At 37.8% G+C, this 25,718-nt stretch carries 24 protein-coding genes; 9 read left to right on the top strand and 15 right to left on the bottom strand.

Annotated elements, in window-relative coordinates:
* Positions 1 to 67: 67 nt before the first annotated feature.
* The 7 genes from AC59HZ_RS04815 to AC59HZ_RS04785 form a co-directional block, all read right to left on the bottom strand.
* Positions 68 to 991, bottom strand: coding sequence for an FTR1 family iron permease (locus AC59HZ_RS04815; RefSeq protein WP_496544741.1), 924 nt, complete (start codon positions 989 to 991; stop codon positions 68 to 70).
* Between the two features lie 29 nt (positions 992 to 1,020).
* Positions 1,021 to 1,773, bottom strand: a complete 753-nt coding sequence (locus AC59HZ_RS04810; protein ID WP_496544740.1) for an EGFR-like transmembrane domain-containing protein — start codon at positions 1,771 to 1,773, stop codon at positions 1,021 to 1,023.
* A gap of 97 nt (positions 1,774 to 1,870) precedes the next feature.
* Positions 1,871 to 2,641, bottom strand: coding sequence for a glycosyltransferase family 2 protein (locus tag AC59HZ_RS04805; RefSeq protein ID WP_496544739.1), 771 nt, complete (start codon positions 2,639 to 2,641; stop codon positions 1,871 to 1,873).
* Positions 2,638 to 4,095: an alkaline phosphatase family protein gene (locus tag AC59HZ_RS04800; RefSeq protein WP_496544738.1), complete on the bottom strand. Its 1,458-nt coding sequence runs from the start codon at positions 4,093 to 4,095 to the stop codon at positions 2,638 to 2,640. The genes AC59HZ_RS04805 and AC59HZ_RS04800 overlap by 4 nt, the downstream gene beginning before the upstream one ends.
* Complete coding sequence (locus tag AC59HZ_RS04795; RefSeq protein WP_496544737.1) at positions 4,092 to 5,042, bottom strand: lysylphosphatidylglycerol synthase transmembrane domain-containing protein; 951 nt, start codon at positions 5,040 to 5,042, stop codon at positions 4,092 to 4,094. Before AC59HZ_RS04795 ends, AC59HZ_RS04800 begins: the two co-directional genes overlap by 4 nt.
* Entirely contained in the window at positions 5,023 to 5,979 is a 957-nt protein-coding gene (locus AC59HZ_RS04790; RefSeq protein ID WP_496544736.1) for an NAD-dependent epimerase/dehydratase family protein, read from the bottom strand. Before AC59HZ_RS04790 ends, AC59HZ_RS04795 begins: the two co-directional genes overlap by 20 nt.
* Before the next feature lie 77 nt (positions 5,980 to 6,056).
* Entirely contained in the window at positions 6,057 to 7,238 is a 1,182-nt protein-coding gene (locus tag AC59HZ_RS04785) for a hypothetical protein (RefSeq protein WP_496544735.1), read from the bottom strand.
* A gap of 282 nt (positions 7,239 to 7,520) precedes the next feature.
* On the opposite strand from AC59HZ_RS04785, the gene AC59HZ_RS04780 reads away from it, so the two are divergent.
* Entirely contained in the window at positions 7,521 to 8,636 is a 1,116-nt protein-coding gene (locus AC59HZ_RS04780; RefSeq protein WP_496544734.1) for a GAF domain-containing sensor histidine kinase, read from the top strand.
* 13 nt (positions 8,637 to 8,649) lie between these two features.
* Positions 8,650 to 9,300 (top strand): response regulator, encoded by a 651-nt coding sequence (locus tag AC59HZ_RS04775; RefSeq protein WP_496544733.1) that lies wholly within the window; start codon positions 8,650 to 8,652, stop codon positions 9,298 to 9,300.
* A gap of 95 nt (positions 9,301 to 9,395) precedes the next feature.
* On the opposite strand, the gene AC59HZ_RS04770 is transcribed toward AC59HZ_RS04775, so the two are convergent.
* On the bottom strand, positions 9,396 to 9,650 hold the full coding sequence (locus tag AC59HZ_RS04770) for a YhdB family protein (RefSeq protein WP_430066235.1): 255 nt from the start codon (positions 9,648 to 9,650) through the stop codon (positions 9,396 to 9,398).
* 137 nt (positions 9,651 to 9,787) lie between these two features.
* Here AC59HZ_RS04770 and AC59HZ_RS04765 point away from each other — a divergent pair, with 137 nt between their 5' ends.
* From AC59HZ_RS04765 to AC59HZ_RS04755, 3 genes are all read left to right on the top strand, one after another.
* Positions 9,788 to 10,765 (top strand): M14 family zinc carboxypeptidase, encoded by a 978-nt coding sequence (locus tag AC59HZ_RS04765; RefSeq protein WP_496544732.1) that lies wholly within the window; start codon positions 9,788 to 9,790, stop codon positions 10,763 to 10,765.
* Positions 10,766 to 10,783: 18 nt separating this feature from the next.
* Positions 10,784 to 11,143 (top strand): DUF3889 domain-containing protein, encoded by a 360-nt coding sequence (locus tag AC59HZ_RS04760; protein ID WP_496544731.1) that lies wholly within the window; start codon positions 10,784 to 10,786, stop codon positions 11,141 to 11,143.
* Positions 11,144 to 11,233: 90 nt separating this feature from the next.
* A complete protein-coding gene (locus AC59HZ_RS04755; protein WP_496544730.1) occupies positions 11,234 to 12,646 on the top strand; it encodes a SpoVR family protein in 1,413 nt (470 codons plus the stop codon).
* A 406-nt stretch (positions 12,647 to 13,052) separates the two neighbouring features.
* Here the strand turns inward: AC59HZ_RS04755 and AC59HZ_RS04750 are convergent, their stop codons facing one another.
* From AC59HZ_RS04750 to AC59HZ_RS04740, 3 genes are all read right to left on the bottom strand, one after another.
* Positions 13,053 to 13,775 carry an SDR family oxidoreductase gene (locus AC59HZ_RS04750; RefSeq protein WP_496544729.1) on the bottom strand — a complete coding sequence of 241 codons (723 nt, stop codon included), beginning with the start codon at positions 13,773 to 13,775 and terminating at the stop codon, positions 13,053 to 13,055.
* A 47-nt stretch (positions 13,776 to 13,822) separates the two neighbouring features.
* Positions 13,823 to 15,565, bottom strand: coding sequence for a phospho-sugar mutase (locus AC59HZ_RS04745; RefSeq protein WP_496544728.1), 1,743 nt, complete (start codon positions 15,563 to 15,565; stop codon positions 13,823 to 13,825).
* Between the two features lie 189 nt (positions 15,566 to 15,754).
* Positions 15,755 to 16,153, bottom strand: coding sequence for a YhcU family protein (locus tag AC59HZ_RS04740; protein ID WP_496544727.1), 399 nt, complete (start codon positions 16,151 to 16,153; stop codon positions 15,755 to 15,757).
* A gap of 139 nt (positions 16,154 to 16,292) precedes the next feature.
* Here AC59HZ_RS04740 and AC59HZ_RS04735 point away from each other — a divergent pair, with 139 nt between their 5' ends.
* Positions 16,293 to 17,186, top strand: a complete 894-nt coding sequence (locus AC59HZ_RS04735) for an RluA family pseudouridine synthase (RefSeq protein WP_496544726.1) — start codon at positions 16,293 to 16,295, stop codon at positions 17,184 to 17,186.
* A gap of 37 nt (positions 17,187 to 17,223) precedes the next feature.
* On the opposite strand, the gene AC59HZ_RS04730 is transcribed toward AC59HZ_RS04735, so the two are convergent.
* Both AC59HZ_RS04730 and AC59HZ_RS04725 read right to left on the bottom strand, forming a co-directional pair.
* Entirely contained in the window at positions 17,224 to 17,478 is a 255-nt protein-coding gene (locus AC59HZ_RS04730; RefSeq protein WP_335715334.1) for a GlsB/YeaQ/YmgE family stress response membrane protein, read from the bottom strand.
* Between the two features lie 168 nt (positions 17,479 to 17,646).
* A complete protein-coding gene (locus AC59HZ_RS04725; RefSeq protein ID WP_496544725.1) occupies positions 17,647 to 18,351 on the bottom strand; it encodes a pirin family protein in 705 nt (234 codons plus the stop codon).
* 305 nt (positions 18,352 to 18,656) lie between these two features.
* On the opposite strand from AC59HZ_RS04725, the gene AC59HZ_RS04720 reads away from it, so the two are divergent.
* From AC59HZ_RS04720 to AC59HZ_RS04710, 3 genes are all read left to right on the top strand, one after another.
* Positions 18,657 to 19,274 (top strand): DUF47 domain-containing protein, encoded by a 618-nt coding sequence (locus tag AC59HZ_RS04720; protein WP_496544724.1) that lies wholly within the window; start codon positions 18,657 to 18,659, stop codon positions 19,272 to 19,274.
* A gap of 11 nt (positions 19,275 to 19,285) precedes the next feature.
* Complete coding sequence (locus tag AC59HZ_RS04715) at positions 19,286 to 20,272, top strand: inorganic phosphate transporter (RefSeq protein WP_496544723.1); 987 nt, start codon at positions 19,286 to 19,288, stop codon at positions 20,270 to 20,272.
* 116 nt (positions 20,273 to 20,388) lie between these two features.
* Complete coding sequence (locus tag AC59HZ_RS04710; protein WP_496544722.1) at positions 20,389 to 20,964, top strand: YitT family protein; 576 nt, start codon at positions 20,389 to 20,391, stop codon at positions 20,962 to 20,964.
* 113 nt (positions 20,965 to 21,077) lie between these two features.
* Here the strand turns inward: AC59HZ_RS04710 and AC59HZ_RS04705 are convergent, their stop codons facing one another.
* Together AC59HZ_RS04705 and AC59HZ_RS04700 are read right to left on the bottom strand one after the other, a co-directional pair.
* A complete protein-coding gene (locus AC59HZ_RS04705) occupies positions 21,078 to 24,308 on the bottom strand; it encodes a hypothetical protein (protein WP_496544721.1) in 3,231 nt (1,076 codons plus the stop codon).
* Complete coding sequence (locus AC59HZ_RS04700) at positions 24,305 to 25,717, bottom strand: glycosyltransferase family 2 protein (protein ID WP_496544720.1); 1,413 nt, start codon at positions 25,715 to 25,717, stop codon at positions 24,305 to 24,307. The genes AC59HZ_RS04705 and AC59HZ_RS04700 overlap by 4 nt, the downstream gene beginning before the upstream one ends.
* Between the last annotated feature and the right edge of the window lies 1 nt (position 25,718).

Genomic DNA, 25,718 nt, shown 5'->3' with positions numbered 1-25,718 from the left:
ATATTTTCACACGCCTTATAGAGAAAAAGTACAAGGCAGCATGGCCTTGCACTTTGATTATAAAAGATTATTTTGCTTGTGGTTTAAGAACTTGTGCATTGTTTGGAGCTTCTTCCTTTTTATGCTTAACTGCAGACGGCTTTGAGGATGTCAGCAATAATATCGCGACAAAGTACCCGATATAAGCAAGCACTTCTTCAATCGATGGCATCGAAGAATAGCCAAACAGTGCTTTTAAGAATACACCGACATCTCCCGAAAGAATTGGAGCCGTCCCGTGATCACGCAGATAATGTGTATAATCAATCGGATGCTCTGGAAGCAACCAGGTTAAATCATATACATGCGGGAGAATACTGCCTATTATGTTAAGGTCCTGCATCATGGAGATTGCTTGGACGAGTAATCCAGCAGATATTAAAATAATAAATGCACCAGTTAATTTGAAGAAAGTACTCAATGGCACTTTCATTGTACCTTTAAAGAACAAATAAGAAACAATGGCGGCTATAACTACCCCTGTGATGGCACCCCACCCCTGCATGGCAGCGCCGATGTTCCCGCCTGTAATAGCAGCGAAGAAAAACACTGTCTCTACTCCTTCACGAAGAACAACGAGAAACGAGTGGATAACCATTCCGACGACATTGCCGGTGGAAATAAATTTATTCATTTTTCCTTCCATGTTCCCTTTTAAATCGCGGCTATGACTCGCCATCCAGAAAACCATTTGGGTTAATAGGACTGTAGACACCAGCATAATCCCTATTTTTAAATACATTTCGCTTCCCATTGCAGCAAAGCCGGTAAAAACCAGTTGGAATAAAAGGGCTACCCCGACACTCGCCAAAACAGCGAGCCCCGCCCCTAACCAAACATATTTATTGAACTGCTTATGATTGACTCTTTTTAAATAGGTTGTAATTATCCCAACAATTAATAACGCCTCTAAGACTTCACGAAATGTAATTAACAGTGCTTGAATCTCCACAGCCTTTTCTCCTCCCCAATGGTGTCTTTTTATTTTCTTCTTCTACGGATTACAAAAATAATAACAGCAATAAGAACAGCGACGATTAATACGAGTGGAATCCAGTTTCGAATATTAGAGGGATCCGTCCAGTCCTTTTTAGCGGCAGCTTGTTCAGTGGCACTTTCAGAAAAATGACCAACCTCAAGACTTTTTAATTTAAATTCTGTTTTTAAACTATTTAAGATTTCATCTTTATTTTCCTTAAAAGCATCTAAGTTTGCTTCTTTCTTCCCTACGCCAAACAATCCTGGATTCCCCAATGCTTCGAGTGCTTTATCAAAATCCGCTCGAATCTTCTTGTCATTTTCAGGATTTTCAGCCTCAACCTTCGGAGATAAAGCGTCGTATGTAGCAAATCCTTTGGCAAGCAGACGTTTGGTTGTGTCATATTCTTTAAAATTGCTTTCTATGCTTTCCAAGCGTCTGGCAATATTTAAAACCAACAGCTTTTCCATATTAGAAATGGCGGCTTCTTTATCTTTTGCATCGAGATTGCCAATAATTAATTTTGCAGGCTCAGGACCCATATGCATATCAATTTCTTCTTTTACGGTTTCGAATAGCTTTTTCGCAGATGTGAAATTTGGAGGGTTCTCATTAAGCTTAACGACCATCTCCTTGTATACATCAGCAATCTTCTCTTCATTTGGATCCCCGTAGGAATAAGCATGAACCCCTGTAATAGAGAAGCTGTTCAATATGATTGCTATAATAAAAAATAAAACTGAGAATTTTTTCATCTACCAATTCACTCCTACAATAATAATGATAATGATTATCATTCACGCTGTCAATGAAACAAAGCAGAATGTCACATAATTAACATAATTATCTTATTTACTGTTCTTGGTTCCTATTCATAAAGGGATGTACCTTTCCATTCACCTTACGATTTACTTCATCTACTTTATTCACAGGTCTTCGGATTTCTTTTAATATTGCTGGGAGGACAGACGTCATATATGCCTTAAACTTAATAAAAGATTCACCAGTTTTCCGAACTTGATAACGAATCGGGATTTCCTTCATTCGAAAGCCCTTGCGGATTAGATTAAGTGTGACTACTTGGGCATAGTTGTAATCATGGATAATTTCTGCTTCAATCATCGCCTGCCGAGAAAAGGCTCTCATACCGGATTGACCATCATAGATCCATTTCCTTAGCAGCAGTGCCTGCAGAAAGGTGAAACAGTAATTTCCGAGTCTTCGGTTCCATCTCATTCCCTTTATTGTCCCAAGGAATCGGGAACCCATCACATAGTCATGCGTTCCCATTAAGATTGGTTCAATTAATTCCGGGATTTGCTCAGCAGGATATTCATTATCAGCATCAATCATAACCCCAATGTCTGCGCCATTTGCTGCACATAATTCTAGACCTTTGCGGACTGCTGCCCCTAAACCTTTGTTTTTCGGGAAGGTGTGAACATAATCAGCACCTGCTTCCCAAGAAAGCTCTTCTGTTCGGTCACTCGAACCATCATTGATGACTAATACTTCTACACATACATTCTGATTAAAATGTCTTGGTATGTTCTGAATCACCTCAACGATTGATTCTTCCTCATTAAAAGCGGGTAGAAAAACAATCACTTTTTGCTGCTTCATTCCTTAATTACTTCCTTCCTAATTGCATCAATTAATACAGGACCGCGTGATTTGCCTGGGAAAGGTGCCCCCAATAAGTAAGAGATAGTCGATGCCATCGATACTAAACTATGCTTTTCCTCGACACTCTTTCCTTGTTCAATCGCAGGGCCATACATGAAGAACGGTACAAACCGTTCACCTTCATCCAAGTGGCCATGACCTCCGATGCCATCTGCCTGGCCATGATCCGCACATACAATAAATGTGTAATTATCAAGCTTCCCCTTTTCTTTAAGCCAATTAAAATATTCTTCAATCAGGCTATCAGCTTCTTCAATTTTTTGAATGTATTCATCATATAAAACGCCCCGGCTGTGTCCAGTTTGATCTGTACTAATTAATTGCACAATCTGTAGGTCTGGATTCTGCTCGTCCATGATATTTTTGGCACGTTCAATAATTCTCCGGTCGACGATACTATTATTCATTACGGCTGTATAGGTCTCGACATCCTTACCAAATGAATCAACTAGGTGGGCAACAGCTAATAATGAACCCTTTTTCCCTACTTTTCTTAGACTATCGAACACACTTTCAACTTTAATCCCGAGCTTCCACACCATATTGGATTTAATTCCGTGTTCAAATGGATAGGTTCCTGTGAACATGGAAGAAAAGCAAACGACCGTTCTCGCTGGATAGACTGTTTCCATTCGAGTATAGTCTGTGCCATTTTTTCTCAAAAAATCAAGAAAGGGGGTATTAGCTTCCTCAAACCGTTCTTTCCTCATGCCGTCTATAACCATAACAATAACCTTATCGTTAATAGCAGAATCTCGCTCCTTAACATTGGAAGTATAGGTTGGAATAATTTTTGGCTTCCAGTCAAATAAGTTTTTATGTAGAATCCATGAAAACAAAAGTACCCCAGCATAAAAAAGAAATAAAATGCCAAGTTCACGTCCGGACCATTCATGTTCTGTATTAACTAAATTCCAAAGTGACAAAAGCAGCAAAAACTTTGGTAATTGTTCCTGGGCGTTTCCACTGGTTGAATCACTATTTTTTAATACGAGCTTCCAAAAGCGGGTAAAATTTAGCCATGATGTTCCTATCCGTAAATGATAGTAAAACGTCCCCCAAAAAAAGACAGTAAAAAAGAAATATAACCCGATTGCTGTTAGGAGCAGACCGAGATTAACATTGTTCCAGATAATAAGATAGGCAGTAAATGGAATCCATAAATAATTTCTTAAGAACAAAGGATAATCAAATAAATAATAAATAATCAGCATTGGTACAATGGCAAGCAGCCCTAAGGAAAAATCCGCTAAAAATGAAGGGTCACCTAGTTTGGATAATGAATAAATGACCATGATGCCAACCGTAAAAATGGGTGTAAACGGCTTTCCCTCATTTAAAAGGTTCCAGCACCTAGCTGCTGTTTTTTCAAATTTTGATGCTTTTTTCATTCAGGTCTTCTCCTCATTAAAAGAATTTCTCTAATTTGGTTGATTTTTGTTCTCGGTGAATGGATCAAGAGCAGGAATCCAACAAAATAGGAAAAAATAAATTTATAGCTATGACTAACAAGCGCTACCATATAGCCATCCTTGACCGGATAATGAAAACTTGATAAAGCCGCTGTCATGACGGCTTCATAGGTAGAAATTCCGCCAGGTGTAATTTGAAAAACCTGTCCTCCGACAGTAATAGAGTTGACCCATATTGCTTTGTAAATGGGCAAACTGTTCCCCAGTGAACTTGTAACTCCCCAAACGACAGCTCCTTCAAGAATCCAGCTTAAGGCAACAAGGGTAATAATCCATGTGAAATTCCTGTTAGCTATGCTAGTTTTTATTAATTGAATATGCTTTTCCAGAAAGGGGGGACAAAATTTACTAAGAATTAAGAATCCAATTAAACCGAATACCAGCAAAATAAGTGCCATTGGTAGAGAATATCGGAACGTAAATGACCTCGATAAAGCGATTAATCCAATAAAGGAAAACAACAAAAGAAAAAACATATCCAATACCCTGAGAACAATCACCGAGTGGGCGGAAATTTCCGGCTTGATATTTTTTTCCCGCCAGGATAAAACACCGATTCGAATCGCATCCCCTACTTTAATCGGCATTATATGATTTACAAACAGACTCAAAAGTACTCCCTGAAGACAGCTGAAAAACCTAACGTTTTTTCCTAAATATAATCTCCAAGCTTCAGCCCTCAGGATAAAAGAAATCAAATAAGAAATCGTAACAATCATAAGGATAATCGGGTTACCAATGAAGAATTCTTTAGTTACCTTTAAAAATTTTTCATGATGAAAATAACGAATGGACAGCACGATAAATACTGCAATTAAGAAGACGCCTGTGAATCTGATGTATCGTTTAACAGATTTCCGTTTCATGTTTTTTCGCCCATTTGATTGTATTGGCAAGTCCTTCTGAAAAAGAAACGGCCGGATAATACCCAAGCTGTTCTTTTGCTTTTCTAATATCTGCCCAAGTCGATTGAACATCACCTTGACGAAAAGCCCCCAGCTTAACAATTAATTCAGGAAAATGAACCCTTAGCTGCTCCACTAATTCTTCTAAGTAAACGGGCCTGCCTGAACCAATATTATAGGTATCTACCCTTTCTTTTTGATTGAACGCACTTAAGATTCCATTCACACAGTCATCGATGTATGTATAATCCCTGGCAGTTCCCTTACCGAATAGAGTAATTTCCTGTTTTGCAAGTATTTTTTTAATAAACTTAGTAATGGCCATATCAGGCCTGCCCCATGGTCCATAAACCGTAAAAAAACGGAGAATCGAGACTTTATAAGGAAATAATGAAGCATATGCATGACAAAAGGCTTCAGCGCCGAATTTGGCGGCCGCATAGGGAGATACCACACTACCCGTTGCCATTTCCTCTAGAAGAGGGACATTTGCTTGTTCTCCGTATACTGAAGAAGATGATGCAAAAATAAATTGTTTTGCATCAGAGTCACCAGCAAAACGAAGAGCGTTAATAGTTGCTTTTATATCATAATCTACATACTCATTCGGGGCTTCAATGGAATGAGGGACTCCAGGTATGGCAGCAAGATGAATAACGGCTTCAGGCTGAAAGGATTGAAAAATATCTTTGACTTCCTTTTCATTATGTATAAGACTTTTGTGGAAAAAGCGAAATTCCCCTGCCTCCCTGATAAACTCCAGGTGGCTTCTTTTTCTATTGATTGAATAATAAGGGTGAAGTTCATCAATGATGATAACTTCATGTCCCTCATGGATTAACTTTCTAGAAAGATGGGAACCGATAAACCCTGCTCCTCCTGTTACAACAACTTTCAATTCAATACACCTCTATTAAGACATAATTCGGGAAAATAGGAAAAACCTTGTGTTTGTAACAAGGTTTTTCCTCTGCATTATTTCGCTTTTTCTACGATTGTATTCAGAGTAGAAATCAAGTCGTTCAATTGTGCTTCACCAGCCGCTTTATCTTTCGCTTTTGCTGTTTCAACATATTTCTGTGCTTTTTCATTTAATGTTTTATATGCATCGTCACCCAAAAGAGCCTTAATATCTTCACCGATGATATCAATAAATAATGCTCCTTCTAAACCAGTAACCGCTGCCTTATCTTCACCTTTACCTAGCAATTCTTTACTTTCCCCATACTCATCCATTGCAATTTTTGCAAACCCACGAACAAAAGCCTTATTTACAGCAGCAGGATCAATTGCTTTTGCATCAGATTCAAGTGAAAAGGATTTTTCAATGAAGGCAGTTTCATCAGCTGCATGTTTGTTCAAGTAACTGCTTAGAGATTGGAAGAATGCCCAGCCTTCTGCCTGCTCTGCCTTAGCAGCAGTAGCATCTTGTTTTGCTTCAGCTGCAGTTTTTGTCGCATATCCGTTTGGAATGGCACCAGTTGCTAAATAGAAAGTCTTCATAAGCGTTTTATCGACAACTTGCTTGCCTAGGTTAAAGCCTAGTTGATCATTATTCTTAACCGCTGTTTCGATTTCGCTAAAACCACCGTCAATGACACTTACAAGATTTGTTCCATATGCAGCATCACGTTTTTCAACTGTTGTCTTTAAGATAGCATAATACTCTTTTGCTTCATTAATTTCCCCATTAACTTGGTCTGTGTTGCCCCATTTATCTCCTACTTCAGTAAAATCGTGTTTAATGGATGTATAAAACACTTTTTGCATCAATTTATCAAAAATTTGTCTTACAACCACTTTGTCCATTGAACCATCTTTACCTGCTGTTAATGCTGCAGTGATTTTTTCATCAAGGGTATCTTCAAATTCAGCATCACGGTTTTGAACAAGCTCTTTTAAATTTTTATTGTACAAATCAGTTACTTTTGCAAAATCAACGTTTTTACCTTCTTTTGCTTTATCAAGCTCAGTGATGGCTTCACCAAAAACTTTCGCATAATCCACTTCTTCTGTTTTCTCAGCTTCTTTCTTCTCCGCTGATTTTTCCTTGTTCTCTACTTTTGGTTTAGTTTCGGTTTCCTCAGCTTTTCCGCATGCTCCAAGTATTAAAGAAAGTGCTGCAGTTGCTGCAAGAAGTTTAAATTTGATAGACATTCCTGTTTCCCCCGGTTTGTTTTTTATATTTGTTTGATAATGATTATCATTTACATTTTTCATTATAGAGAGAATGATTCTCAATGTCAACTAAGTTTTTCAATTGTAACAAAATAGACACTATTTCTAATCTGTTTATCGTAAAAAGGCCATCCCTTACATTCATGATGACTCCTTTTTCAGACTTTGGTCGTAGAAAAAGCTGTACTTTTTTCTAAGGCTCCTTGGAATAAAAAACGTTATAATAATGGGAAGAGTTAGAATTTTTTGGGGGCCTTTTAAATGAACGAAAACCATCTATCCGAATTAAAAATATTGAAAGAAATTGCTGAACTTCTTAACCGTGGTACTGATATTCAGGCTATCCTTACAGAGGTTCTTAAAAAACTACTTAATGTAACAGGTATGCAGACAGGCTGGATTTTTCTGATTGACCGTACAGGCCGATTTGAACTGGCTGCAAAAGAAAACCTTCCTCCAGCATTGACAGAGAATCAAAATACACTAATGTGCAGCGGGGACTGCTGGTGTATTAACCGTTACAATAAAGGCCGATTAGATAAAGCTACCAATATCATCGAATGTAAACGGCTTGAGATTGCCATTGAACAAGGTCTGGGAGATACATGTGGATTAACACACCACGCCACAGTCCCATTAAAAGCTGGAAACGAAAAATTCGGCCTTTTAAATGTGGGTTCCCCCTATAAAACAAGATTTACCCATGAAGAGCTCGCGTTATTAGAATCTATAGCCCTGCAAATTGGATCTGCCTTAAAACGAATAAACCTGACACACCGAGAACAAGAAATTGCTTTAACGGCAGAAAGAAACAGACTAGCCAGAGATTTGCATGATTCCGTCAACCAGCTGCTTTTTTCCTTAAGTCTGACTGCACGGGGCGGCATGGAAATGACAAAGAATTATGATGTTAAAGAAACCTTCGGCTATATTCAAGATTTGGCTCAGGAAGCCTTAAACGAAATGCGGGCACTTATTTGGCAGCTTCGTCCAAAGGGACTTGAAAAAGGCATTGTCAGTGCTTTATGCAGCTACGGTGACATGCTCGGTTTAAAGGTCAACATAAATGTGAACGGTGTAATCCATCTACCTAGTAGCATTGAAGAAGGATTATGGAGAATTGGTCAGGAAGCTTTGGCGAATTGTAAAAAACATTCAGGGGAGACGTCGGTTCATCTTTCTATCATTGTTGGTGAAAACCGAATTTCCCTTGAGATTAAAGATAACGGCTCCGGTTTTCATTACGACGAAACAAAAGAACTCCCTTCTCTCGGATTAAAAAGTATGAAGGACCGAACTGAAAGCTTAGGGGGGACTTTTCATATCAAAAGTAAAACAGATAAAGGGACAATGATTAAAGTTAATATGCCTTTTTAAGGGGAGACGAACAATGAATACCATTCGAATACTTATAGCTGATGACCATCATGTTGTCCGAAGAGGCTTGGTATTTTTCTTAAAAACCCAAGAGAACATCGAAATTATCGGGGAAGCGAAAAATGGAAAAGAAGCTGTCGAACTGGCAGACATCCTTTTACCAGACGTGGTCTTAATGGACTTAGTCATGCCTGTAATGGACGGAATTGAAGCAACACGAAAAATAAAAGAAAAGCATCTGAACATGAATATCATGATCTTAACCAGTTTTTCTGACCAAAACCATGTCATTCCAGCGATCGAAGCTGGTGCTTCCGGGTATCAACTAAAAGATATTGAGCCTGATGAACTTGTAAAAGCCATTAGACAATTAATGAAAGGCGAAAATCAACTACATCCCAAAGCGACAACTCATCTTTTAACGCAATTCTCTTCTAAGAATAATGAAGAAAAAAAAACTCTAGAAGATTTGACAAAAAGAGAATTGGAAGTCCTCAAAGAAATCGCCAGCGGAAAAAGCAATAAAGAAATTGCAGCATCCCTCTTTATTACTGAAAAAACAGTAAAAACCCATGTCTCCAGCATTTTAGCTAAACTTGAGCTGGCTGACCGAACCCAAGCAGCCCTTTATGCTGTACGAAATGGTGTCATAAAAAACAGTTAAAAACACGGCTTCTTATAAAAGCCGTGTTTTTTGGTGGAATTCTTTGGTCCGGTTGTAAAAAAGTTTCTCACACAATTCTGTATCCACTTGTTTTTTTAGGAAAGACTATACATCGGTATCTCATTAGGATCGGCTTCAAAGGTTTCGTTAGCATGGTCGATGTAACGAAGCAGGTTATAAAGTTTCTTTTCAAGAACACTGTAGTCACTTTCAAAATTGTAAGCATGCAGGAATTGTTCGATCTTTTTAGATAAAAATTGATCTTTTGTTCGAACCATTAATATCAGTAAATTATCCCATTCTGACCGATGCGTATAATATAGCGCCCGGTCGTAATCCACTTTATTCATTTTTTATCTCTCCTCCTTATTAGGAGTTGAGTTTATTGTATGACATTTTTTAAAGAACTTTCACAGAAAATGTTGGACACCCTATTCCTATGCTCTTTTCAACTTTTACCTGTATAAATTCTTTAGGGGGAGGTTATATGACTAAATATTTTTGTTTACTAATGGTGCTCTTCCTTACATTTCAAACTACAGCTAATGCTGCTATTATAAAAACTAATAAACCATACTCTTATGAAATGCTTGAACATGATCTTAAGTTATTGAAGGCAAAATATAAAGATGAAATTGAATTAAAATCAATTGGAACGACCCATTTTGGACAAAATATTTTAGCTGTTAAGCTTGGCACCGGGGAAAAAAATATCGTCTTAATCGGCTCCCATCATGGGCGTGAATGGCTGACGAGTATGCTTTTAATGAAAATGCTGGAAACCTATGCCCATGATTATCATGCATTGGAAACGACAGGCTCCAAAAATATTTTAAACGATATTTCGATTTGGTTTGTTCCCATGCTGAATCCAGATGGTGTTGCCATACAGCAACACAACTTTAAACAATTTTCAGCCAAACAAAAGGAACAAATATTGCATATGAATGATGATTCAAACCATTTTAAAAGATGGAAAGCAAATGGAAAAGGTGTAGACCTAAACAGGCAATACCCCGCAGGATGGGACAGTCTAGATACAAAAACGAATAAGCCCTTTTATAAATTTTATAAAGGGAAAAGACCGCTTCAAGCTAAAGAGGTCATAGCCTTGACCAATTTTATTAAAGAAATTAATCCTTCAATTGCTGCTGCTTATCATACAGCTGGAGAAGAAATTTTTTGGAAATATAAAAATGGAAAGAATCTTTCCCGGGATAAATCAATTGCTAAAAAAATCGCGAAGATAACGGGTTATAAATTAAATACTCCCCCTGATGATGCGGTTGGAGGAGGGTTCACTGATTGGTTTATCACCACTTATCACAAGCCAGCCATAACGATTGAAATTAGTTATCTTGTTGGGGAGACAAGCCCGCCATTATCTGTTTTTAAAAAGGAATGGAAACGAAATCGATTTGTGGGGCTAAAGCTTGCGCAAGAAGCGAAAAATATTCCCAAATAATACATATTAAAGAACTTTTTGGAGAAAATATTTTTAAACGCTTTTTTTGGAGGGATTTTCTTGAGAAAATTTTTAGCAGGCTTATTTATTATGTTGTGTTTTTTAGTCTATGTTAACCTACAAGGAGAGGCACAAAAGCCTGATTATGAAAAGTTTGGCAGGATTGCCATAACGGTCGTTCAGGCGGACTTTCCAGGGGCCCCCATTAAGGATTATGAATATTTGGGAAGAAAGAAAGTTGATGCAACAAAGGTAGAAGATGGTTTTCGTTTTAAAGTGCAAGAAAATAACCAGAACTTCTTTGTGATTGTAAGAGTGAGTCATGATGCCACAAATAATAAGGTTTTAAATATAACAGTGGAAAATCAAAAACAATAAGCGACCCTGCTTATTGTTTTTTGGCTTCTTTCTCATCATTCCCAGCTTCCCCTCATACATTGTGGTAAGAGGAAAAGGGGGGAATGGCAATTGAATGGTGAAGAAAGCAAAGCACTAGAATATGCGATTAGTGAAATTACGGAGATTGCAAATGGATTTGGGCTGGATTTTTATCCAATGCGTTATGAAATTTGTCCTGCTGAAATAATTTATACCTTTGGAGCCTATGGTATGCCAACCCGGTTTTCACACTGGAGTTTTGGAAAGCAATTTCACAAAATGAAACTCCATTATGACCTGGGGTTGAGTAAAATTTATGAACTGGTTATTAATTCAAATCCATGCTACGCCTTTTTACTTGATTCCAATACCCTGATTCAAAATAAGTTAATCGTTGCTCACGTTTTAGCCCACTGTGATTTCTTTAAGAACAACGTCCGTTTCCAAAATACGAAGCGGGATATGGTAGAAAGCATGGCAGCCACTGCCGAACGAATTCACAAGTATGAGATTCAATACGGAAAAAAAGAAGTAGAAACATTTTTAGATGCTGTATTGGCAATTGATGAACATATTGATCCTTCGTTGATGAGGCCAAAGCTTGCTTGGTCAATAGGCGATGATGAAGAAGAATCGGGGGAAACCACAATCATTACTCCCTACGATGACCTATGGAGTTTGGATGAAAAAGAAAAACAGGGACCTGAACAGCCACGGAAAAAGAAATTTCCACCTAGACCTGAAAAGGATTTGCTCCTTTTTATTGAAAACTACAGCAGAGAGCTTGAAGATTGGCAGCGGGATATTTTAACGATGATGCGCGAAGAAATGCTCTACTTCTGGCCGCAGCTGGAAACAAAAATCATGAATGAAGGCTGGGCATCGTTCTGGCATCAACGGATATTACGAGAATTGGAATTAACAAGCGGGGAAGCCATTGAATTTGCCAAATTGAATGCTGGTGTCGTTCAGCCTTCAAAAACAGGCATTAATCCTTATTATCTTGGTATTAAAATTTTTGAGGATATCGAGGAGCGCTACAATAATCCAACGGATGAAATGAAGCGCAGAGGTGTTCAGCCAGGGTCTGGCCGTGATAAAATATTTGAAGTTCGTGAGGTTGAATCAGATATTTCCTTCCTGCGAAATTATTTGAATAAAGACCTTGTCATGAGGGAGGATATGTATCTTTTCCAAAAGCAAGGACGGGATTACAAAGTTGTTGATAAGCAGTGGGAGCATATCCGCGACCAATTAGTCAATATGCGGGTAAATGGCGGGTTTCCTTACATTACCGTTAATGATGGCGACTACCTGAAAAATGGTGAACTTTACTTAAAGCATTGGTATGAAGGCGTTGAATTAGATGTGAAATATCTTGAAAAGGTATTGCCTTACGTTCATCAGCTATGGGGAAGACCCGTCCATATGGAAACCACCATCGAGGATAGAAAAATGCTGTTTTCCTATGACGGCAAAGGTGTACATCGGAAATATTTATAATTCTGGAGTGAGCTATCCTGCTGTTCGTGGGATGGCTTTTTTAGATGGGATTTCATTTACCGTTCGTGCTCTTTTTTAGTCGCTTCGGGCAATGAACTGCCTTTTCATTTACCTTCCGATCTCTTTTTTAATCGCTTCGGGCAATGAATTGCTTTTTTATTTACCATCCGAGCTCTTTTAATCGCTTCGGGCAATGAAACTTTTTCCACGTCACTGTTATAATCTCTTCAGCATCATTTGGGTATCGTAGACCCCTTCTACGTTACCCTTTCCTCTTCTCCACCACATTTTCGGTCACCTAAAGTCATTCATCCTGCCTCCGATTCTCATCGCCATTTCGATTTCAATCACGTAGCCATTTTCCTAAAAATAACCCCGAAGGGCACTTGGCCTTTCGGGGTTATTCTTATGCTATCGGATATTGTTGTACAAATGGATGTAAGACGATTTCATCAATAATCATATGTTTTGGAGCAGAAGCCATATACACCACGGCATTCGCGATGTCCGCTACTTTGAGCCAGTCCTTTTTCTCAGGCAAGCCCTGCTCGGATTCTGCAAAATACGTATCCACCATACCCGGATTGATCGTGCCAACACGGATTCCGTATTCACGGACTTCCTGAGCGACTGAACCCGAGAATCCTTGGACAGCATATTTAGTTGCTGTGTAAGCTGAACCATTAGGGATTGTATAGCGACCAACGTCAGAAGAAATAGTAATAACCGTTCCAGACCTCTTCTCCTTCATATGTGGAAGCACTGCTTTCGTTGCTAAGAATACCCCTTGGACATTTACCTCGAATACCTTCCTCCACTCGTCAACAGTTACATCTTCAGTTAACTTAAAGAAGCCCACTCCTGCATTATTTACAAGAACATCAACTGAACCATAGGCATCAATCGTATTTTGAACAACCCGAAGCATATCCTCTTCATTCGATACATCGGCTTGAACTGGAAGGACATTTTCAAACCCCAGTTTCTTAAGTTCACTTGCTGTTTCAGTTACTTGAGCTGAACTTCCAACAAGCGTTAACTTCATCCCTTGCTCGGCTAGCTTGACAGAGATTTCCCTGCCAATCCCCCTGGAAGCGCCAGTAACAATGGCAATTTGGTCTTTTAGCATATTGCTCTTCCCTTCTTGATGAATTCTACATGATGTTGGTTTCAATGCTAATTTTCTTGTACCATTTTTACTTTTTGATCAACTAAATCCATAAAGTCTTTCTCAATCGCTTTTAGTTTCGTTTTACTTGAATCAAGACTTTCACTATTAACACCAAAATAGAATTTTACTTTTGGTTCTGTGCCTGAAGGTCTTAGACATACCCATGAACCGTCTTCAAACGTATACTTTAGGACGTTCGATTTAGGTAGGTCAATCTTTTCCTCACTAAAATTGGTTACGCGGATTCCAGTTAGGTAATCCTCAGTAATAGCCGTATTTAATGACCCTAAATTTTTAATCGGTTCATTTCGGAAAGAAGCTAAAATGCGCTGAATTTGTTCGGCTCCCTCTTTACCTTTTAACGTTAAAGAGCGAAGACCTTCCTGATAATAGCCATACTTTTCAAAAACCTGCATCATTCCTTCGTAAAGGGACATTCCTTGCTTTTTATAATAAGCGCAAACCTCTGTTGCCAATAATGCTGCTTGGACTGCGTCCTTATCACGGGCAAAATCGCCAACGAGATATCCGTAGGATTCCTCATAACCAAATAGGTACGTATGCTCACCAGTAGCTTCATACTCTTTGATTTTTTCTGCGATAAATTTAAAGCCTGTTAATACATCAATTGTTTCTAATTGGAATGCGGAAGCAATTTTTCTTCCTAATTCCGATGTTACGATCGTTTTTAACACAACTCCATTTTGAGGCAACGTTCCTTTTTCCTTTTTCTGTGTTAAGAGATAATCAAGTAAAAGAGCCCCTGTTTGATTTCCAGTTAAAACAACATATTCACCTTCAGGATTAAGTACAGCAATACCAAGTCGATCTGCATCCGGATCCGTCGCAATTAAAAGATCTGCACCTACTTGTTTCCCATCACGAATGGCTAATTCAAAGGCCGCATGCTCTTCCGGGTTTGGACTTTTTACTGTTGAAAATTCTGGGTCTGGAAGCTCTTGCTCCTTCACCACTGTTACATTCTTATAGCCTAGAGCAGCAAGCGCTGAACGAACCGGTTTATTGGCCGTACCATGTAATGGAGTAAATACGACATGAAGTTCCGTTTCTTCTGATAGATGTGGATTTTCGGAAATTGTTTTTAAGTTTTCAAGATAGGCTTGGTCCACTTCTTGACCAATGGTTTTAATGAGTCCCTCAGCTTTTAACTTTTCCTCACTGTCGACCTCGATTAATAATTCGTTCTCTATTTCATTTACTCGGTTGATCACAATATCAGCATCAAGAGGAGGCAGCTGGCCGCCATCAGAACCATAAACCTTATAACCATTATATTCCGGCGGATTATGACTCGCGGTAATGACAATTCCAGAAAAAGCATTTAAATACCTTAATGCAAACGATAATTCTGGAGTTGGTCTTAATTCATCAAATACATATGTTTGAATCCCTTTGGTGGCAAGTGTTTTGGCAGCCTCCATCGCGAAAAGTGGTGATTTATGTCGTGAATCAAAAGCAATCACAACTCCGCGTTGTTTTGCGTCTAAGCCATGTTCTTCTATGTATGCAGCCAGCCCAGCTGAAGCTTTGCGGACAGTATATATATTCATACGGTTTGTCCCAACACCTATTTCACCGCGCATACCGCCAGTTCCAAATTCCAAATTCTTATAAAATGCCTCTTCAAGCAGTTTTTCATCTTTCTTTATTTCTTCTAATTGATTATGTAATTCAACATCCAAATCTTTAAATTCAATCCAACTATTTGCTACTTCTTTCCAGTCCATAATGGCCCTCCCGTTTCTTTCTAATTTATATTTTTTCTTAGTTATAACATGTTACTCCTTAAAAAATCGTATAAAAAATCCGACAATTTTCGCAGAATGTTTAATTCCCTATACTATTTTACCTTATATTTTTCATAAATTAAAAAAAAGCAAAATAAAATACCTGCAAAAATGCAGGCATTTTATTTTTTATATGAGCAATTCATTATCTGCTTTCGTGTATATACTAAGTATCGTATTTTTCAAACTCTTGGCTTCAAAAAATTGTTCAAATTCAAATGGAAAAAACAATCCAAAATCTTGCAGATTTGCAACATTTTTATCAAATAAAGCAGCATACTGTTCATCAAGAGGTGACGCCTCAAGAATGGAAATGATCGTTTGAATGCTTGTCATAACCTGAAAGGCATCCTTTAAGGTACTAAAATCTTCGACATGCTTTCCTGCAGTATGCAAGACCTTTAACTGTTCAAACTGAAAAATTTCCTCATCAGTAAAATAGAGTGGAAAAATATTAGAGTAAATATACCTCACAAGTTCACAAATTTCTTGCTCCTGACTTGGTGTTGAGGCAAAAACAATTTTCACTTATAACCCACCTTTGCCATCGCATAATTCTATCGTAATATATATGATAAGAATAACATAACAAACGAGGAATAAAGGGTGGTAATTAATAGAAAGTAAAGGAGTACTTATGCTTAATACAATACGAAAGGGAGATTGGTTGCAGATCATAATCCCAAAAGAGTGGGAAGGTAAAACAACTGATGAAATTTTCCGTAATGTGTGGAAAGCTCCCAAAAAAGTCATTCATTCTTTCAGAATGGAAGAAAAAGTTCGCATGGAAGGTAAACGAGTAGATTGGAATTTACCGCTTACGGTTGGAACAAAACTAGAAATTCAATTATTTGAGGAAGAAGATATTCAGGTCCCGTCACATTACTATGAAATCGAGGTTTTGTTCGAGGATGATCATTTTCTTGTTATCAATAAGCCGCCGTTTATGAATACTCATCCAAATGATAGCAATACGGAAACAAACACTTTAATTAATGCCGCATCTTTTTATTTATTGGCAAAAGGAGAAATGAAAAACATCCGCCAAATCCACCGCCTAGACCGGGATACCTCAGGAGCAATCTTATTTGCGAAGCACGGTTTAGCTGGTGTTATTTTAGATAGAATGCTGGAAGAGCGCCAATTAAAGAGAACTTACCTTGCTATGGTTCATGGTTTATTACAGAGAAAAAAAGGGACCATTAATGCTCAAATTGGGCGTGACCGCCATCATGCAACCAAAAGAAGAGTTTCTCCTTCTGGACAGGCAGCCATTACCCATTATCAAATATTAAAAGAAGATAAAGTACGGAAGATGTCCTATGTGAAGTGCTGGCTGGATACGGGGAGAACACATCAAATCCGCGTTCACTTAAGTCACCTCGGCCATCCTTTAGTTGGAGATATTTTGTACGGAGGAAAACCACTTGTAAACAGGCAGGCCCTTCATGCCGCTAAGCTTGAATTTGTACATCCGTTTACAAAAGAAAAAATCAGCTGTCACGCACCTTTTATCGATCATCCGGTTATTTTTAATGATATTGATGTATATACGATATAAATAGATAAAGCCTCCCATGTTGGGAGGCTTTTATTTCTTAATCGGCTCTTCTAAATGCCCTCATGATGAAGCTTAGCAAGAGAACGAGTACAGCAGCACCAATTACCGCCGGGATGATGGCAAAATCAGCAACATGCGGACCCCAGTTTCCTAAAATCATTGTTCCAAGCCATGCGCCAACAAATCCAGCAATTATATTACCAATAATGCCACCAGGAATATTTCTTCCAACGATTAGACCTGCTAACCATCCGATAATACCACCAACAATTAATGACCAAATAAAGCCCATTACGAACACTCCTTTTTAGTTTTCACCTATTTTTAAAGCGTCTGAGCCTACATCTCAGGCAGAAGGTGAAGAAATTGAATTCTTCCCGCCTGTACCTATAAATTACCCAATTTTTATTTTATTACTCATAGAAAGAATAAAAACCGGATTCAATGAATCCGGTCTACTTTATGGTAAATCAATCAGCATTAATCTGCTTTTATTGGCAGCCTTAATTTGTAATTCAGTAGTATCTGTTATCCGAGCAGAATCGCGCTTATTCAACTTATAATCTTGGTTTATTTCTACATCCCCCTCTATCATAAAGAAGAATATCCGCCGATTCTTTTCTTGTTGAAAAGTCAACTCACTGCCTTCATCTAAATCAGACAAATAAACGGTTAAATCCTGATGGATACCTGCTACATTTTCCCCAGCGCCATATTTCGAAACAATTGGTAACAGCTTATTCTTCAATTGATTTACATCAAATTCTGTTTTCTCATAAGAGGGTGAAAGGCCATTTCTCTCAGGCATAAACCATAATTGTAAGAAGTTTACTTCATCTGAAGCTGAAGGGTTTACTTCTGAGTGAATGACCCCAGTTCCAGCTGACATCCTTTGAACTCCGCCAAAGGTCGTCACTGCACTTCGTCCGGTACTATCTTCATGTTTTAATTGGCCCTTTAATACTATGGATACAATTTCCATTTCACGATGCGGGTGTGCCCCGAAACCTCTTAAGGGCTGGACAATATCATCATTTAATACACGCATTGGTCCAAATTGCATATTGGCTGGATCATAGTATTCAGCAAATGAAAAACTAAAATTACTTTTTAACCAGCCATGGTCGGCAGTATATCTATCTTCAGCTTTAAAAATGTTTATCATCAGTTTCCACCTCAATTGTTTTTTATAGTATCGCCATAATTTATCTAACGACATAATCTCAAAGTGAAATATCTTTAATTCGAGATAATTATACTATCCTCGTCTTAATTAGTCAACTTCATACATAATGAGGCATTTCTATGGAGAAAGTAAAAAAGTACTATTCATAATGAAACATAATTCAGAAAATTCAAATGTTAAGTTTTTGTAAATTTCGTTAAGATTTGTTTCTTTTTTCGACAATTTTCCTATAAAATATTTTCGGTAAGTGTACAACTTTACATATGAATATTGGAGGTAATTACATGGCATTCAAAAAAAATGATAAGTTCTCGGTTTTATTAAATAATATTTCCGCTAACTTAAAGGAAAGTGCCAATTTCTTTACAGAATACAAATTAAAAAACGTGAGTGATTTAAAAATTTTCTCTGAAAAAATGAAAGAGCTTGAAACAAAAGGAGATTCCTACGTTCATGAAGTGATTAAAGAATTAAATGACGCCTTTATCACTCCTATTGAACGAGAAGACATTCTCCATCTTGCCATGAGTATGGATGATGTCCTAGATGGACTTGAAGGATGTTCAGCGTTATTTGAAATGTATTCTATTACTAGTGCTGATGAATTTATGGTTAAGTTTGTAGAAGCCATTCAGGGAAGTGTTCATGAAATCGATAAAGCCGTTGTACTTCTTTCCAATAAAAAGCTTGCTCAAATTAGAGAGCATGCCATCAAAATAAAAGATTTTGAATCCAAATGCGATAATATCTTAAGACAATCCATCAAAAATTTATTTACTGTTGAAAAGGACCCAGTCCGCATTATTCAATACAAGGAAATTTATGAAAATCTAGAGGACATTGCTGACTACTGTCAAACAGTTGCCAATACTCTTGAAACCATTATTATGAAAAATGCATAAGGAGCTTAACTATGACCCTAATTATATTAATTGTAATTGGTGCCCTTGCATTTGACTTTATTAATGGATTCCATGATACCGCAAATGCAATTGCAACATCTGTTTCTACAAAAGCCTTAAAGCCCCGTCATGCCATCATTTTGGCCGCGGTGATGAACTTTATTGGGGCGTTGACATTTACTGGGGTAGCTAAAACGGTATCGAAGGATATTGTCGATCCTTTCAGCCTAAGCAATGGGACTGTTGTAATATTAGCAGCGTTAATTGCGGCCATCGCATGGAACCTACTCACTTGGTATTACGGCATTCCAAGCAGTTCATCCCATGCAATTATCGGGTCCATCGCGGGTGCAGCCATTGCAGCCGAAGGATTTAATTCACTTAATTATGGCGGGTTTTTAAAAATTTTAGAAGCACTAATTATTTCTCCTATTTTAGCGTTTGCCGTCGGTTACATTGTTTATAGTATTTTTAAAGTGGTTTTTCAGAATTTTAATTTAACAAAAACCAATCGAAACTTTCGTTATATCCAAATAGCTACAGCTGCATTACAGTCCTACTCACATGGAACGAACGATGCACAAAAATCGATGGGGATTATCACCATGGCCCTTCTCACCTCTGGTACTATTCAAAGTGATGATGTTCCTTTTTGGGTTCAAGCTTCCTGTGCACTTGCCATGGGACTTGGAACCTCTATCGGCGGCTGGAAAATCATTAAAACCGTTGGCGGAAAAATCATGAAAATAAGGCCTATTAACGGGGTCGCTGCGGATTTAACTGGAGCTGCAATCATTTTTGGTGCTACTTACGTCCATTTACCAGTTAGTACAACCCACGTAATTTCCTCAGGAATACTTGGGGTTGGTTCTGCTCACCGTCTAAAAGGGGTTAAATGGGGTACTGCCCAGCGAATGATTATCACTTGGGTTATTACATTGCCAATTACCGCAGTATTAGCAGGAATCTGCTACTTTATTCTAAATCTTGCTTTTTAAATACGATAAAAAGAGGAAGAAACTTTTGTTTCCTCCTCTTTTTTTATTTGTTCACTTCTAAATGAGGTTAATCTTCATAACTTTAATGTAAAAGGACAAGTTTTGAGGTGAAAATAATGATTGAAAAAATATTCGCAATGATGATTGGTTCAATATTATTAAGTTTAGGGGTAAACGGATTTCTAGTCCCTTATCACTTGCTAGATGGGGGGGTAATTGGTTTAGGCTTAATCATTCATTATTTTTATGGCTGGCCCACTGGACTTAGCATTATTCTTCTTAGCCTTCCCCTTTATGTTTTAGCCTGGTTTTTTGAAAGGCGTTATTTCTTCTACAGCCTTCATGGTTTAATTATTTCATCCTTTTGTATTGATCTTTTTTCCTTTATTAACGGAAGAATCCATCTCGGTATATTACCAAGTACAGTCATTGGCGGGTTGCTTGTAGGGATTGGCATCGGCGTCATGCTTCGTTATGAAACAAGTACGGGTGGGACGGATTTACTAGCCCAGCTGTTAACTAAATTTACAACAGTAAATATCGGAATCATCATTTTCTTAATTGACGGGCTGATTATAACAAGCGGCATTCAAGTAGTTGGATTAGAAAAGTTTTTTTATTCCCTTTTGACCATTCTTTGTGTTGGACTTATGACAACTGTCACTGTGGCAAGAAGACCAGAAACACATTAAAAAAAATGTCGTTTTTTGCGAAAAAATAATTTTCAAACAATTTCGTTACTCATGGCTATAGGAAAAAAATGAACCACCAGCATTTTTGCTGGTGGTTTTCATTTTTTAACGTATCAGTATTTATTATAGGTTTCCTTCATGATTTCATAGGATTGCTTCAATCGCTCATAATAGACTGGTTTATCCCATTTATCCCAGCTATACAAATAGGATTCCAACGCTCTTAACTTACCATTAACTGTCTTTGGGAATGTTTGCTGTACAGCCTCCTTGTTCGCAGCAATAACAGCAAACCTGATTCCTTTCGTTTCAAAACCCTTTGTTAGTCCATTTTTCCATATATCAGCCATCACTTCTTTTGTGCTGGGATCCTTGAAATTCAAAAGTTGCCACGGAATCCTTCCTTCGATAACTCGTTTATCGTCACTAACACTAATATCAGTTAAAGAATCAAAATTTTTACTCCTTGGATTGGCATTCCCATACTGTAGTACACCTGTTTCGTAATCCTGAAACGGAACATTCGTATTAGTTGAAGGAATCATCAATTGTTTATTTAATGCCAACCGCATCGGATGAAATACCCCGTTATCTGGCTTACTAGCGTATGGCTCTTCCTTTATCATTTTTAAGAGCTTTGCATACTGATAATAGAATGTATCATAATAACTATCCACCATAACCCTTGATTCCTTCGGACCGATTAGCTTTATTAAAAACTCAATACCATAATCCGTTTTTATATTCATTTTTTCCGATAAGGCAATGTTGGTTTGGCCTTGTTTACTGATTGTATCTAGAAGTAAATAGGTTTCTTTACTATCGAAGTTAACAGGCTGATTATATTTAAGTAGGAAATACAAATATCCACTATCTGATGATATTCGAACTTCTTTCAAGGGCTCCTTATTATCTTTAGATTGATAACTGTTTTTCACACCTTTGATATCCCAATCCTTATCCGAACCATCAACAATGATGGCTTCTTCCTTTCTCCCCGGGTCAAATCCAAGTAGACCAAAGTGCTGCTCATTCGTTTGCTGATTATTCCAGTAGGGTCTTCTGTCTGGATTATCGAAATCCATTGTATTCCACGTACGTTTGAACCACTCATCCTGCCAGGTAAAAACTAGTCCGCCAGCATAATTTTCAGCAACAATTGTTTGATACAATCTTTTGTCTATGTTGCCCTGTTCTTCTTCTGAATGAAAGCCCTGGTTCATACCATAGGCATTTATATGTGTTAATCCTCTTGAAGCAGGTACCCCAAATTCAGCAACTAAAACAGGTATTTGATGGGCTGCACGCAATTCATGCAAGTAGCCGGCATAGTTATTTTTCTTACCGCTGGAATCTACATAATTAAGATAACTTTTCTCATAATTCAAAAAATCAGGATAATAGGGATAAATATGATAGGAAGCAAATAATCCTGGCGAAAATTTATTCTCAGCCTTTATATGATTAGGATTAACGGCCACCATATCTTCATTTTCAAGTGGCTCAGCAGGATGATTTAATAAATCCGTCGTTACCCAGTTGGTAAAGCTCATCGTGTGCTGCCAGCTGTATTGTTTCACTTCATACTCAGCTGCGAATTCCATTAACCCTGCAAGCCACACCTCAAAAGGGCTAGCACCCACAGTTTTGAAATATTCTCCATTATATTGTCCAACACCCGTATGCTTCGCATTTGTGTTTGCAACCATTGCAGGATCCCATTCGGTACCAATAATCATCCCTAAAACATACTTGGAAATATCATATTTAAATTCGCCGGATGCATGCCCAGGCCTAGCTGAAAGAGCCGCTTTTCCATGAATAATATCAATCATGTTTTTAATTTCCGTTCGTGCGTCCTCCAGATTCTCATAATCAAAAGCATCCTGTGAACGAATTAAGTTTTCTTCATTTACCCATGTACCATGGAGTAGATATAATGGCTGATGAGCAATTTGATTATATTCATAGAAAGCCTCGTAAAACTGGGGCGGATGAAGTGTATAAACCCTAATCGCATTGGCATTCATCTGGCCAATTTCTTTAAACCATCGAAAGTACTCTTCCTTAGTAATCGCTGTCTCACCAGGAAAATATCCAGGCTTTCCGATCCCCATGTTAACCCCTTTAATCAAAAGATCCTTCCATTTATCATTTCTGTGAATTTGAATAAAGGAATTACTGGTCTTGCTATTCGTTTGAACCCCACCCCGCTTAACCAACTCAACTTTTTGCTGTGGATCAACATGATGCAAGCCATGCTGTAAAATATCCTTCATCATGGGTACATACGCTTCCCAATAAAAAGAGCCTCTCGCACTTAGATTCCTTTTCCAAAAATCAAATCCCTTCGATTGATAAATTCCAGGGACCTCCGCTTCATCCGCGTAATCACCAGAGAAATAATATGAGGAATATTTCGCATTTTGATGATAAAGAACAGCCGGAAAAATTGTGGGAATTCCATAGCCTTTTAGTTTTTCCTTTGCCTTTTTTGAAATTGGGAGCTTATAATAGGCAAGGATTTCATCCTGGTCACGAGCCTCAATAATATCAAACCAATATTGATATTCCCCTTGAATGTCACTTGAAAATTGTTTTTTGCCCTGTTTGGTTAACTGAAAGATAAGCCCTTTATCTTGGATATCCTTATTGCCAACTACTACTACATAGTTATTTTTATTTACAAAAACATATCCCTGCCCTGAAAAAGTCCACGCCTTTCCTTGCCTGACATACTGCTTCTTCACCCATTTTGGCACTTCTGAGCTATCAAGTTGGGAAAAATAACGACCTATCCACCCAGACCAATCCAAGTTTAACAAGTTTGATATTTTTTCCCTCGACAAATCCGAGGTGGGGCTTGCAAACGTATTAAATTCTGCAATTAAGGTCTTTCCTTTTGTTTGAATAAGAGTCTTCTCAATTTTTGTGACTTCACTTGTTTTTAAGCCGCCATAAATCTTTGCCGACCTCTCCCCTGTTGGGTTTGTTCCGGAAACGTCCTTCTTATAAACCCCATATTGGTCAGTCAGATAAATAACATCGAACTGTTCTATATTTTTTGGAAGGGGCTTTATTGAATATTTCTGCCTTTTGTTTGGTGTATAGCCACTATAATCATTTTTTTCTGAATATGGTTCATTTCCATTTATAAAGTATTTAGCATTATTTAATATCCAAACAAGACCTTTATGCTCTCTATAGGTTGAGTTAGGGACTGTTTTATCAACGATTAACATGTTTAATTTTTTGGAAGGCTGGATTAGCCAAAGCCAAAATGGACTTGTAATTACCGTTATAAACAGGAAGACATAGATGATAAGAGAGGTTTGCTTCTTCATTCAGATACACCTTTTCTTTTCATTTCTCCCCAACTATTATCGCCTGTCAGCATCTGCCAAACACCTTCACATCGCCACAAAACGGTTAACGGGCGGTACCAGATAGTCTCTGTCATCGAATATAAAAACAACTTAATGATATCAGATACCTTCGGATACTTTGTTAAACTCCATTCTTCTAATAACACGGCAGCCATTGAAAAAATCGACCCATATAAACAGGAAAGAAGGAATAATAAAATAGCAAATTCGATGTAGATTCCCCCAAAAATTAAGCATAGTATCATAAAAATATAACCCATTAATTCAATGATTGGACCCAGAAACTCTACAATCCAAAAATAAGGGAAAGAAATGAATCCGATCAATCCATATTTTGGATTAAAAGTTAACTTCCGATGAATCCATAAACTCTCAAAAAGACCTCGATGCCATCGTCTTCTCTGTCTGCGTAAGAACGTTAAGCCTTCAGGAACCTCTGTCCAGCAAACGGGATCAGGAACATAGACAATCTTTTTTTTCAGGCGTTCCTCTTTCAAGAGCCGGTGCATTCTGACCACTAATTCCATATCCTCACCGACTGTATCTGTACGGTATCCGCCCGCTTTGATAACCCAATTCTTTGAAAAAACACCAAATGCACCTGAAATAATCAATAAAAGATTATGCCGGCTCAAACCAATTCGCCCCATTAAGAACGCTCGTAAATATTCGATTATTTGCATAACCACCAATGGTTTGTCTGATAATCCTATCTTCTCGATATGCCCATTTTGAATTTTGCAGCCGTTTGCAATCCGTACACTCCCACCTGAAGCAATTACCTCTTCATTAGAATCAATTATTGGCTTCATTACCTTTAAAAAGGCATCCTGTTCTAATACAGAATCGCCATCAAGTGAGCAAAAATAGGGATAATGTGAAAAGTTTAAGCCAACATTTAATGCATCTGCCTTTCCCCCATTTTCTTTATCAACAAGGAAAAGGTTAGAAAGTACGGTAGATTGGTAAATTCTTTTTATCGGTTTGGTATCCACCTGTTTTCGAATCACTTTTTTTATTTCTTTCATTTGATAATGGTCAAGCATTTTTTCAAGAGTTCGGTCGGTGGAACCATCATTGACGACGATTATTTCATATGTAGGATAATTAATACTTAATAACGAACGTACACTATAAATGATCCCAGCTTCTTCATTGTATGCCGGCACAATAATGGAAACTGGTTTTGTATAGATTTCATCCAAATAATCTTCATAGGCCTGAACCTTATCAAGCTGATATTCCTTGCGGATCTGAAAAGATGAAATAACCAAAATGACTGTGTAAAAGGCAATCACAATGGCCATATAGACGGCTATAAACCATGAAAAAATTATAACAATGTCTCCCCATTGAATTGAAGGCATT

The organism is Neobacillus sp. DZ-9, assembly GCF_059587065.1.
The sequence above is the reverse complement of the archived record's forward strand: the minus strand, read 5'-3'. Positions and strand labels throughout refer to the sequence as shown.